This is a genomic window from Hyunsoonleella rubra, assembly GCF_042684665.1.
Lineage (GTDB): Bacteria > Bacteroidota > Bacteroidia > Flavobacteriales > Flavobacteriaceae > Jejuia > Jejuia rubra.
Window position 1 is genome coordinate 232,509 of the sequence record NZ_JBHULY010000039.1, and the last position, 12,466, is coordinate 244,974.

A 12,466-nucleotide genomic window follows, 5' to 3' on the forward strand; every position below is an offset into this window, starting at 1 on the left:
ATAAAGACAAGACTTAAAAAATGACAAAATTTAAAACAACTTACCTGCTATTGCTTTTATTTATTTTGTGTTTCGGGGTTAATTGTAAAAGAGAAAAAACAAATAACAAGACTGAGGACCCGAATAAACCCAACATCATTTTCATTCTAGCAGACGATTTGGGCTATGGCGACGTGGGCTTCAATGGTCAGCAAAAAATAAAAATGCCAAATATTGATAAGCTAGCTAAAAACGGGATGGTTTTTACTAATCATTATACTGGTTCTACCGTATGTGGACCATCACGAGCGGTATTGATGACAGGTAAGCATACAGGACACAGTACAGTAAGAGGTAACCCTAGATGGACGGCCAGTGGAACTCCGGTAGATATTAATGCAGAAGATATTACTGTGGCAGAAGAGCTTAAACGAGCAGGGTATACCACGGGTATTATTGGTAAATGGGGCTTAGCAGAAAACTTAGCAGATGGTTTACCCAACAAACAAGGATTTGATTATTTCTACGGATTCAATCAGCATTCACCAGCACATCATTATTATCCTAAAACCATATTTGAAAACGGGAATGAGCTAACCTTAGAAGGAAACGACCCTCAAACTAAACAAGGGCAGTATATTCACTATTTAATAAATGAAAAAGCAACTCAATTTATTGACAAAAACTATAAGGAACCTTTCTTCTTGTATTTAGCTTATACCATTCCTCATTTTGAGTTAACTATTCATGAAAAAGAAAAAGAGCAATACAAAAGCTTGGGATGGCCTAAACGCAAGATGACACCAGGGGGCTACTATCACGATGCAGAAGGGCATACTACCTATGCAGCTATGGTTTCGACTATGGATAAAGATATTGGTAAACTTATGAAGCAACTGGAAGATCTTGGTGTTACCGAAAACACCTTGGTTATATTTGCAAGTGATAATGGGCACGAATACGACGATTTAAAAAATGAGTTTTTCAACAGTAATGGCGATTTTAAAGGACATAAACGGGATTTGTACGAAGGTGGCATTCACACCCCATTTGTAGCCTATTGGCCCAATAAAATTAAAGCTGGTTCAACCACAAATCATCTTTCCGCTTTTTGGGACTTTTTGCCAACAGCATGTGATTTGGCTGGTATAACACCAACTGATGAAATTGATGGTATTTCTTATGCTCCAACACTTTTAGGAAATGAAAATCAGCAACAAAAACACAACTATTTGTATTGGGAGTTTAATGAAAGACAAGGGCCAATTCAAGCGGTGAGACAAAACAATTGGAAAGCTGTTAAGTTCGATAAAAAACCTGTTGAATTATATAATTTAAGTAATGATACAGGCGAGCAAAATAATATTGCAGAACAGCATCCAGAAAAGGCAAAGGAGCTACTATATTTTATCAACAATTCTAGAACAGAACATCCGGAGTTTCCTTTGATAAAAAAGACGCTTAAAAAATATAATCATTGACATCTCCTAAATATGAGAATACATATAATAATATTGACTCTTTTGATTACCTCAATTAGCTCTTGTAATAGCCAATCCAATCGAAAACAAAATACCAAACCCAATATCGTTATCATAAATGTGGACGATATGGGGTGGAGAGATGTTGGTTTTATGGGCAGTGAGTATTACGAAACACCCAATATAGATTATTTGGCTAGTCAAGGCATGGTATTTACAAACGGCTATGCCGCATCGGCGAATTGTGCTCCAAGCAGAGCCTGTTTAATGACAGGGTTATGGACACCACGTCATGGTATTTATACGGTTAATTCTTCTGAAAGAGGGCAATCGAAAGACCGAAAACTAATTCCGACACCAAATACAACCATACTTGCGCCAACCCATGAAATCATCCCGAAAGTTTTAAAAAAGAACGGTTATAAAACATGTCATGCAGGGAAATGGCACTTGAGTCACGACCCTTTAGAATATGGGTTTGATGTGAATATTGGAGGGGGACATAACGGACTTCCCAAAAGTTATTATCCACCCTATAAAAATGTTAAAATTGAAAAGGGTAAGAGCGAATATTTAACCGATTTGATAATGGAAAACACGTTGAAATTTGTAGATACAATTTCATCCCCATTTTTTCTGTATTATTCGCCTTATGCTGTACATACGCCAATAATGCCTGTAGATAGCTTATTGCCTAAATACAAAAATAAGGCGTCTTGGAATGGTCAAGGAAACCCTAAGTATGCCTCAATGGTTGATAATTTAGATAGAAACATTGGTTTATTAATTCAGAAGTTAAAAGAGAAAAATCTTTTCGATAATACATTTCTAGTGTTTACATCTGATAATGGCGGACTCTATGGAATAACAAAACAAAAACCTTTACGAGCAGGAAAGGGGAGTTATTACGAAGGCGGAATTAGAGAGCCTTTTTTCTTCGTTTATAACCACAAAATTAAACCTAATACAAAAAGCGATGTGCCGATAACCAATATCGATATATTTCCAACAATATTGAATTATGCTGATTTAGAAAATTCCCAACTTGAATTGGATGGAGCCAATCTATCTTCGATTTTAGAAGGAAAAACAGAAACACTAGAGCGACGATTGTTTTGGCATTTCCCTATTTATTTACAGGCCTATTACAGAAAAGACAATGAAAATAGAGACCCTTTATTTAGAACACGGCCAGGTTCTGTGATTCGCAAAGGCGATTGGAAATTGCATTACTATTTTGAGGATGATGGGGTAGAGTTGTATAACCTTTCTGAAGATATTGGAGAACAAAATAATTTGGCTTCAATAGAAACTGACAAAAAGGAAGAATTGTTGGGTGAGCTAAAAAACTGGTGGTTGGAAACCAATGCACCGATTCCAAAGGAGCTAAATCCAGAATTTATTTCTAAAAATTAAAGATTAATCATGATAAATCGATTAGAATTATGCAAGCAATTTTAGGTGTAATATTTCATTCGTTAGGTGGCGTGGCCGCGGGCAGTTTTTATATGCCTTACAATAAAGTAAAGGGATGGGCCTGGGAATCCTACTGGATGGTAGGTGGGGTTATGTCTTGGTTGATTGTACCTCCGATTGCAGCGTATTTAACCGTGCCCGGGTTTGCTGAAATCATAGCATCCAGTTCAGGAACCATTATAGGGTTTACATTTTTAATGGGGCTACTTTGGGGCGTTGGTGGTTTATCTTATGGTTTAGGCATTCGTTATTTAGGCATGTCTCTGGGTAACTCTGTTGTACTTGGGTTTTGTGCGGCTTTTGGAGCATTAGTGCCTTCTGTTTATTATAATTTCGTTCCCACGGATGGCAAAACATCGTTTACGGAAATGCTTTCTTCCTCGGGAGGAAGAATAGTTTTTGTAGGCGTTTTGGTTTGCTTGCTCGGTATAGTTATTTCTGGTAAAGCAGGTATGATGAAAGAGGGTGAGCTGTCAGAGGAAGAAAAGAAGAAAACTGTGAGCGAGTTCAATTTAGTAAAAGGGCTTATTGTAGCCACGTTATCAGGAATTTTAAGCGCTTTTTTTAGTTTTGGTATTGAAGCAGGAAAACCGTTGGCTGATGCCGCTGTGGTTGCGGGATATGACCATTTATACGCTAATAATGTAACTTTTGTGGTCATACTTTGGGGTGGACTTGTTACTAATTTGGTTTGGACAACTATACTAAGTCTTAAAAACAAATCATATAGGGATTTTGTGAATACCAATACCCCAATAAAAAATAATTTAATGTTTTCTGCTTTGGCCGGCACAATTTGGTTTTTACAATTTTTCTTTTACGGTATGGGTGAGAGCAAACTGGGTAGTGGTGCAAGTTCTTGGATATTACACATGTCCACCATTATTTTAACCGCTAATTTTTGGGGTATCTATCGTAAAGAATGGCATGGGGTGGCCAGTAAAACTAAATGGACAATTACTGCTGGTATCACAGTAATTCTATTATCCGTAGTATTGGTTGGAATAGGCAATTCGTTATAACCTTAAATTTAGATACATAGGGATAACTTATTGACTTATAACTTATTTTAAATAATTAAAAGGTAGTTTTAATTTATCATGGAACAAATAAAAAAGCAGTGCATATTATTTTTCGCAGTAGTGTGTTTATTCTCATGTAGAAGCAAAACAAGTGAGGAAAAGGTTGTAGTCCAAAAACCCAACCTACTCTTCATTTTTGCAGACCAATACAGACAGGCCTCATTGGGTTTTTTAAATGAAGACCCTGTGTACACTCCAAACTTAGATAAGCTTGCAAAAGAAGGCGTTTTTTTTAGTGAAGCCGTGTCAAACAACCCATTATGTAGTCCGTATAGAGCCATGTTGATGACAGGGCGGTATTCACTATCCACAGGTGTGGTGGAAAATTGCAACTCTCAACGAACAGAGTTTGGGAACTATTTAAAAAAAGATGAGGTTTGTATTTCAGATGTTTTAGTTGACAATGGTTACAATGCTGGTTATATTGGTAAATGGCATTTAGATGGTCCAGAGCCAACACCACCAGATGTAAAACGTGTTTGGGATACTTGGTGCCCACCAGATAGAAGGCATGGGTTCTCGTTTTGGTATGCTTACGGTACTCATAACAGGCATAATGCTCCTTATTATTGGACTACAAATGCTAAAGAAGATGAAAAAACATACATCAAAAAATGGTCTGCAGAACACGAGGCTGATGTTATTATGGATTATTTAGATAACACTGAGAATCAGCGAAAAAGTAAAGAGCCATTTGCCTTGTTTTGGTCTATTAATCCACCACATACACCGTTTAAACAAGTGCCAGAACGTTACCAAAAACGTTATGAAGGCTTAGATTATAAAGAAGTGTTGAATCGTCCAAATGTTCAGTTTACTGATAATTATGATTTGAAAAGAGGAGACCATGGCGTAGAAAAACGTTTAAATGAAGCCAAAGATTATTTTGCTTCTGTTAATGGCGTGGATGACCAAATAGGTCGTGTTATCGAAAAATTAAAGGAGAAAGGCTTATATGAAAATACTATTATTGTGTTTTCAGCAGATCATGGTGAAATGTTAGGAAGCCAAGGGTTGATGCATAAAAATGTTTGGTTTAAAGAGGCGTATAGTATTCCTTTTATAGTTCATTATCCAAAGAAAGTTAAGCCGAAAAAAGAGGATTTACTAATCAGCGTACCAGATTATATGCCAACGCTTCTGGGATTAATGGATTTAAAGACTGAAATTCCTAAGGTTGTTGAAGGTGTTGATTATTCCAATCTATTTTTTGATAAGGAAGTCATCCGTCCAGAAAAGCAGTTGTATTTTGGTGGTAAAAGTTTTGTATCAAAAGGCGATGCCAGAGGTTTTCGAACTAAAGACTATACTTACGCTGTGGTAAGACATGAAAATGGGGATAAGTATCATTATCTTTATCATGATGCTGTAGACCCGTATCAAATGACCAATATTTGGGGTGAAAACCCTGAGCTGGATCATAAAATGGAGTCTGAATTAGCTGAATTACTAACCTCTATGAACGACCCTTGGTAAATTGAAGCATTACAAATGAAAACAAACCGTCGAAATTTTATAAAAGGTATCTCTAGTGTTGGACTATTCAGTTTATCCTATCCTTTATTATCATCCTGTATTAGTGATAAAGAAGTATTGGCTGAGAAAATCACAAAAATTGAATTTTACCAATACAACATCAATATACCACGTTATTTTTCTTTTGGTACTTGGTTAAATCGTCAACACATATTTATGAAAATTAGTGCAGGCGATTATTATGGCTGGTCTGAAATTCCTGCTTCTAGAAATAATCCTGAAGTCGATTTGAGCCCATGGGTTAACTATGTAAAACAGTTCAAAGGTTTACAAGTTTTAGAAGCGCAAAAATTGTTACAATCTCAACAAGTAAAAGGTTCTAAAACATCTTTTAAATATTTAGAATTGATGGATATGGGTTTGCTTGATTTGGCAGGTCGTTTGCAAAATAAACCTTCGGTTGAATTATTAGGGTTGCATCAAAAAGAAGCCGTTCCTGGTTTATATTGTATTTTACATAAAGATGAAGGTAAAGTACGTGAGGAAGCTGAAAAAAGTTTGAAGCAAAACCTTGGGCACCACATGAAATTTAAAATGTATGGTGATGTTGAGGTGGATTTAAAGTTACTTCGAATTATTCGCGAGGTTTTAGGAAAAGATGCTACTGTGATTTCTGATGTCAATAAAGGATATAAAAAATGGAAATCGCTAGAAGAATTGGCTGAAATTTTAAATACTTTTAAAGAGAATGGGCTTAATGCCATTGAAGATCCAGCGCCTTTAAGCACTGACCAATGGATTGCACTCCAAAAAATGACTGGAGATTTAGATTTAATTCCAGATGCACCCATGCGTCCAGCTTGGTTGGGTGTAGATAAATTACAAAAGGGGATGGGGCGAATTATCAACTTGCATCCTTCTACAATGGCAAGTTTTAGTCATACAGCTATGTTGGCAAAAAAAGTACATGATATTGGTGCAAAAGTTATGATTGGTGATGATAGTTTGGTGGGGCCTGCATGTACCGCATGGCAACAAATTGCTATTGGTTCAGGGGCTACTTGGGTTGAAGCTATTGAGAAAGAAGAGGATTCTAAAGAATATTTGGAATGTATATTAAAATCTGCCACCACTAAACGAAGTGATGGTTATTATAAAATGGACTCAAGACCAGGTTTTGGTTTAGAGCTTGATGAAAAGCGACTAAAGCGCATTTGTAAACGGTATATTGAGGTCTAAATTATTTAATTCTCATCATCTTTCTTAAATTAAGTATGTGATTTCCGTGAAGGTACAGGATATTTGTTAAAGAACACTTCACTACATTCACCAGTATTTACTTTAAAAAGCAATTTCGTTAAAATGAAAAAAAGTCAATCCATTTTTTTAGTACTATTATTGGTATTTGGAGGAGTATCTTGTCAACAAGTTTCAACGTCTAAATCTTCTTTGTCCTTTGAAACATTATCAGTCAATTCAAAGCAAAATCCTAAAACGATAGAAAGCCTTCGGCCTACTTTCTCTTGGATTGTAAATAGTAATGGTTTTAACAAGTCGCAGTCGGCATATCATATTTTAGTAGCATCTTCGGAAGGAAAATTAAACGAAAATGATGCTGATATTTGGAATTCGGGTGAGATAAAAAGCGATAATTCAGCCTTTATAAAGTACCAGGGTAAAACCCTAGAGGCATTACAAAGATATTTCTGGAAAGTGAAAATTTGGGACGAAGATAGCGTAGCTTCTTCTTGGTCCGATGTGCAAACTTTTGAAATGGGATTGATGAATGAAGTGAATTGGGGCGATGCCAAATGGATTACGTTGAACGAAGATAAGAGAATTTCAGAATACCGTTTTAGAGATTATAAAACAGGAAAAATGAATAAACCTGAACCAGTGGATGGTTTTCCTGCAAGTTATTTTAGAAAGGAACTTGAAATTGAAAAAGAGATTGAAAACGCTCAAGTTTATATATGTGGTTTAGGGTATTATGAACTGTTTTTAAACGGTGAGAAGTTGGGCGACCATGTCTTAGACCCCGCACCATCAAACTACGATAAGCAAGCCTATTATGTAAATTATGATATTACAGACGATTTAAAATCAGGTAAAAACGCCTTTGGAATTAATTTAGGAAATGGGTTCTACGGTCAAAATATTTCTTGGAAACGCGACCCTGAATCGGATAAAGATTTGGCTTATGGGCCACCAACGGTGCGTTGTTTGGTGAAGTTAAAATATACGGATGGTTCCGAATCTGATTTTGTTACTGATGCCTCTTGGAAAGAATCTACCGGACCTATTGTGTTTAATAATATTTACGGAGGTGATACCTACGATGCTCGGTTTGAAATTGGCGATTGGACCACGGTGGATTACGACGATTCAGAATGGGGACATGCCAAGGAAGTTTTACCAAAAATTAAAAAGATTAGTGCGCAACAAATTCCTCCAATTAAAAAGCTTCAAGAGTTTGAACCCCAAAAGATTTTTAAAGGCGCGGATGGAGAGTGGATTGTAGATTTCGGACAAAACATTGCAGGTTGGATAACGTTGAATGTAACAGAAAAAGAGGGACAGCTGATTGAGGTGATTACTACAGAAGCCTTATTAACCGATGGTAGTGATATTTATCCGGGTTCTACTGGTGGTGGAGCAAATGGTATGCCTCAATTATACGAGTATATCTGTAAAGGGGATGGTTTGGAGTCTTGGGAACCAAAATTTAGTTATCATGGTTTTAGGTTTGCTAAAGTGAAAGGCGTTTCAACCAAACCAGATGGCAACATGATTAAGGCGGTTTTAGTAGCTACTGATATTCAAGAAACAGGAAGTTTTACCTCTTCGGATGATTTACTTAACAAAATGCACAGTATTAGTAAGTGGACTATTGTTGATAACATTCACGGTATCCCGGAGGATTGTCCCCACCGCGAAAAATGCGGTTGGTTGGGCGATGCACATGCATTTTGTGAGTACGCCTTGTACAATTATGATATGTACGATTTCTATAAAAAATACATGGAAGATATCCGCACGCAAATGCGTCCAACAAAAGGTCATAATAACCCTGAATTGAAATTTCCAGTACCTACAATGATTGCTCCGGGTAAGCGTACTTCAACTTACGCAAAAATAGATTGGGGAGTAGCCACCATGTATTTGCCTTGGTATAATTATAAGTTTTATGGTGATGATGACATTGTAAAAGAATATTATGATGACATGAAAGGCTTAACGGATTTCTATCTAAACTTTAAAGGTGAAAACGGTATTATGCAAGATGGTATGGGCGATTGGTGTCCGCCGCTTTGGGATAGACGTAAAAATCCAAGTGCCATGGAATGCGACCCGATCATTTCGGCAAATGCCTATTTTTATGATGTGTTGGGTATTATGGAGCGCTTTGCCAAAATGAATGATGATTCAGAATATGAAGCAACTATGAAACAAGAGAAAGAAGCATTGAAAACTGCATTCAATAAAGAATTCTTAGTTGAAATCCCAGGAACCAATCATAAATGGTATCAAAGTCAGACCGCTACCGTTCAAGCATTACAATTTGGAATCGTCCCAGAAAACGACATTGAAACGGTGGTAAACGGATTGGTGCACGATATTGTTGATGTAAAAGGAGGTCATCATTCTACAGGTATTCATGGTAACAGATACATTTACACAGTTTTGTCAAAATATGGAAAGGCAGATTTAGCTTATGATATTTTAACCACACCAGATTTTCCGAGTCAGACTTATGTAATGAATTCTGGCTTCACTACATGGCCAGAGCGTCAGTTTGTATGGGAGGAAATGGAAGGTCCAACTAATTCCTTGAATCACCCGATGCATACAGGTTTTGCTACTTATTTTTATGAGAGTTTAGGTGGTGTTCAGTCATCTACTGATGCACCAGGATTTAAGACATTTACTGTAAATCCTGAATTTCCATCAAAAATTACCAATACAAAAGTTAATGTGCCAACACCTTATGGTACAATTACAAGCGATTGGAATTTTGAAAACGGAACATTAGCAATGAATCTTACTGTGCCGTTTAATACAAAAGCAATTTTAATTTTAAATGATAAAGAATTAGAAACTTTAGTTATTAATGGAAAATCGTTCTCAAACGCGAAAAATGAATATGGTTTACAAATTGGGGATAACTCAAGTGTAATTGTAGGTTCTGGAGACTATGAAATAGTTTATTCAAAATCTTAACTCTAAAACTTTGTGATGTTGGTGTGTTTTAAGTCAGTTATATAGACTGTTGAAGTTGATATATCGCTTATGAAATCATTTAAACCCATATTATTAATTGTTTTTATCTTTTCTTCTTTTGGATGCACTCCTGAAATTGAATTTAAAAACGTAGAAAAGTCTAGAGTCATTATTCTAGCTGATATGGGTAATGAACCGGATGAGGTTCAGCAAATGTTACATATGCTAATATGTTCCAACACCTTCGATTTAGAAGGTCTTATAGCGGTTTCTAGTCCGTTTAGAGGTTTAAATCATCCAAATCCCGAGTATCAAACGCTTAAGCCTGAATTATTTCTCGAGCTTATAGATGCCTATGAAATGGTGTTGCCCAATTTAAAGCTACATGCCAAAGGATGGCATGACCCAGAGTGTTTAAGAAATATTATAGTGGTTGGGCAACCTGACAACAGGCGCATCGGTATTGGTGATGGAAAAAGTACAGAGGGTTCCAATTTGATAATTGAAGCACTTAATAAAGACGATGAAAGGCCTATTCATATCATTTGTAATGGAGGAGCAGGAACCATTGCGCAAGCACTTTTAGACTATAGGGAAAGCCATACTGAAACGGAACTCCAATCTGCTATTAAAAAACTGTATGTATTTGAAAACGCAGGTCAAAGCACCTTAGGGGCGTGGACATGTAGGGAGTTTCCAGAGATTCATTGGGTTAGAAGTATTTACCAAACTAAAGCCTATGGGGGACCTTGGGCGCATGACTTAGGGCCTCACCATTGGAAACCCTTTGATTATACTGCCAAAGGACAAGACGATTGGGCGAATGCGCATGTTCGGACAGGACATGGGCCACTAGGTGAATTGTATCCAGTGAGAGCTTATGTTAACGAAAATGCCTATTTCACAGAAGCATTGCCCAATTTTATTGAAGGTGGAGGAACCATACCTTGGATGCGTTTTGTGTCCGAAGGACTTACAGACCCAACAAAGCAAACTTGGGGAGGTTGGAGTGGAAGGTACACCCTTGAAAAGGTAGAAAATATTCCAGCCCGATTCGATTTTGTTGCCAAAGAGGAAGCACGATTTAAGCCCTGGGCCATGTACACGGATGCTAAAGACAACTGGACAGACCCTGAAACTGGCAAACAATATGCCGATAAAAATACAGGTATCTTCAGGTGGCGACAAGCCATGTGGAATGATTTTAAGGCACGAATGGATTGGTGTGTAAAGTCTTTTGAAGAAGCAAACCATTATCCAAAAGCGGTTATTAATGGTGATGAAAGTGACGCTATTTTATTTCTAGAAAGTAAAATAGGTGAAACTTTGAGTTTTGATGCCTCAAAGTCTGCAGACCCTGATAATGATACATTGAGATTCAACTGGTTTATGTATTCAGAAGCAGGTAAAGCCCCATATAACAAGGTGTTTCCAATTGAAAATGCTTCAACAAATAAAATAGCCTTCGATATTCCAGAAGATGCGCAAGGGAAGGAGTTACACCTTATACTTGAAGTTTGGGATGAGAACAAAATTGTTCCTTTAGTTGATTATCGACGTGTTGTGATTAAGGTTAATTAGTTTAAAACAACTTTAAAACTAATAAGTTTAAGGGTGGGGGGCTTCTTTTAGTTGATACTACATGACAGTTCAGGATAAAGGAATCTATTATCTTAACTATATTTGCTGTTGTAAAAACAATTCTTGTTGTTTTTATAATTGAAGTATAACAAAATTATATTTTACTAATTTGTTAGTTTGATGATAAAAAAAAATTATGAAAAATAGAATTACCTTAATTTGCTTTTTTTGTTTAACAATTGGAGGGTTTGCGCAAACAACATGTGACGGGTTACTTCCTTTTGAAGAGCAAAATGGGCTTTTGACAATTGAAATGGAATCTGGTATCTTACCTTCTGGGTCAGATTGGCAAATAGGAAGTGAAGCAGACCCTGATTTAACTGGATCAACTATTAATTATTTATATTGGACGGGGTCACAGTCTTTTAATGCTCTTTCTGGTGCGCCTATCGTTTATAATATAAAAATAAACACTCCGGGAACCTATAAATTTGAATGGCGCATGAGAGTAGGAATGGGAACTAGGACCGGTGAACATAACGATGCTTGGTTAAAAATAGATGGAGAAGATTTTTATGGCATCAAAAATGGAAATAAGGTTTACCCCAAACCTTTATGTAATAGCGATCCTGCTTTAACTTGTGCTGCAGGTAGTTCTACTCAAAACTTTATAAAAGCCTTTGGAAACAGATTAACTTGGGGGTTTGTAACAAACACCAACGACCATGATTCTCATAAAGTTTGGGTTGTTTTTGAAGAAGCTAAAGAATATACCATTACTGTAGATGCAAGATCATCATATTTATTCATTGATAAAATGGTGCTAAGAAGAAGCAATGTTTCTGATGCTGTGTCACGGAATTTAAATAACCCGGAATCTACTTGTTATGACCCTTTATCTATAAATGATGTAAGTAAAAGGGAAGCAAAAATCTACCCAAACCCAACAACTGGGAAAATAGAAATCAGCAATCTTCCTGTTGATTCTAGTTTGATTATTTCCAATATTTCTGGAGCCGTAATCCGAAAAATAAATACAAAGCAGTCCTCAGAAATTATTGATATTAGTGACCTAGGAAGTGGTGTTTATTTTATATCAAGTACTGATAAAAGTAATTATTTTGTAAAAAAGATTATTAAGATATAACATTTCACAATTTTAAGTTGATT

At 36.4% G+C, this 12,466-nt stretch carries 8 protein-coding genes; all 8 read left to right on the forward strand.

The genetic code is table 11. From position 1 onward, the window contains the following. Positions 1-20 precede the first annotated feature (20 nt). The 8 genes from ACFSR8_RS15510 (at position 21) to ACFSR8_RS15545 (ending at position 12,443) form a co-directional block, all read left to right on the forward strand. A complete protein-coding gene (locus ACFSR8_RS15510; protein ID WP_380293682.1) occupies positions 21-1,460 on the forward strand; it encodes an arylsulfatase in 1,440 nt (479 codons plus the stop codon). A gap of 12 nt (positions 1,461-1,472) precedes the next feature. Next, complete coding sequence (locus tag ACFSR8_RS15515) at positions 1,473-2,876, forward strand: sulfatase (RefSeq protein WP_380293684.1); 1,404 nt, start codon at positions 1,473-1,475, stop codon at positions 2,874-2,876. A gap of 29 nt (positions 2,877-2,905) precedes the next feature. Further along, positions 2,906-3,958, forward strand: a complete 1,053-nt coding sequence (rhaT, locus tag ACFSR8_RS15520; protein WP_380293686.1) for an L-rhamnose/proton symporter RhaT — start codon at positions 2,906-2,908, stop codon at positions 3,956-3,958. Positions 3,959-4,036: 78 nt separating this feature from the next. Further along, on the forward strand, positions 4,037-5,494 hold the full coding sequence (locus tag ACFSR8_RS15525; protein WP_380293688.1) for a sulfatase family protein: 1,458 nt from the start codon (positions 4,037-4,039) through the stop codon (positions 5,492-5,494). Positions 5,495-5,509: 15 nt separating this feature from the next. Continuing rightward, positions 5,510-6,733, forward strand: a complete 1,224-nt coding sequence (locus tag ACFSR8_RS15530; RefSeq protein ID WP_380293690.1) for an enolase C-terminal domain-like protein — start codon at positions 5,510-5,512, stop codon at positions 6,731-6,733. Between the two features lie 123 nt (positions 6,734-6,856). Then, complete coding sequence (locus ACFSR8_RS15535; RefSeq protein WP_380293692.1) at positions 6,857-9,715, forward strand: alpha-L-rhamnosidase; 2,859 nt, start codon at positions 6,857-6,859, stop codon at positions 9,713-9,715. A 69-nt stretch (positions 9,716-9,784) separates the two neighbouring features. Next, positions 9,785-11,296 (forward strand): nucleoside hydrolase-like domain-containing protein, encoded by a 1,512-nt coding sequence (locus ACFSR8_RS15540; protein ID WP_380293694.1) that lies wholly within the window; start codon positions 9,785-9,787, stop codon positions 11,294-11,296. Positions 11,297-11,492: 196 nt separating this feature from the next. Beyond that, positions 11,493-12,443 (forward strand): T9SS type A sorting domain-containing protein, encoded by a 951-nt coding sequence (locus ACFSR8_RS15545; protein ID WP_380293696.1) that lies wholly within the window; start codon positions 11,493-11,495, stop codon positions 12,441-12,443. Positions 12,444-12,466 lie beyond the last annotated feature (23 nt).

Coding starts and splice junctions, on each gene's coding strand:
- ACFSR8_RS15515 (WP_380293684.1), top strand. CDS start 1,473: ATGAGAATACATATAATAATATTGACTCTTTTGATTACCTCAATTAGC.
- ACFSR8_RS15510 (WP_380293682.1), top strand. CDS start 21: ATGACAAAATTTAAAACAACTTACCTGCTATTGCTTTTATTTATTTTG.
- rhaT (WP_380293686.1), top strand. CDS start 2,906: ATGCAAGCAATTTTAGGTGTAATATTTCATTCGTTAGGTGGCGTGGCC.
- ACFSR8_RS15525 (WP_380293688.1), top strand. CDS start 4,037: ATGGAACAAATAAAAAAGCAGTGCATATTATTTTTCGCAGTAGTGTGT.
- ACFSR8_RS15540 (WP_380293694.1), top strand. CDS start 9,785: ATGAAATCATTTAAACCCATATTATTAATTGTTTTTATCTTTTCTTCT.
- ACFSR8_RS15530 (WP_380293690.1), top strand. CDS start 5,510: ATGAAAACAAACCGTCGAAATTTTATAAAAGGTATCTCTAGTGTTGGA.
- ACFSR8_RS15535 (WP_380293692.1), top strand. CDS start 6,857: ATGAAAAAAAGTCAATCCATTTTTTTAGTACTATTATTGGTATTTGGA.
- ACFSR8_RS15545 (WP_380293696.1), top strand. CDS start 11,493: ATGAAAAATAGAATTACCTTAATTTGCTTTTTTTGTTTAACAATTGGA.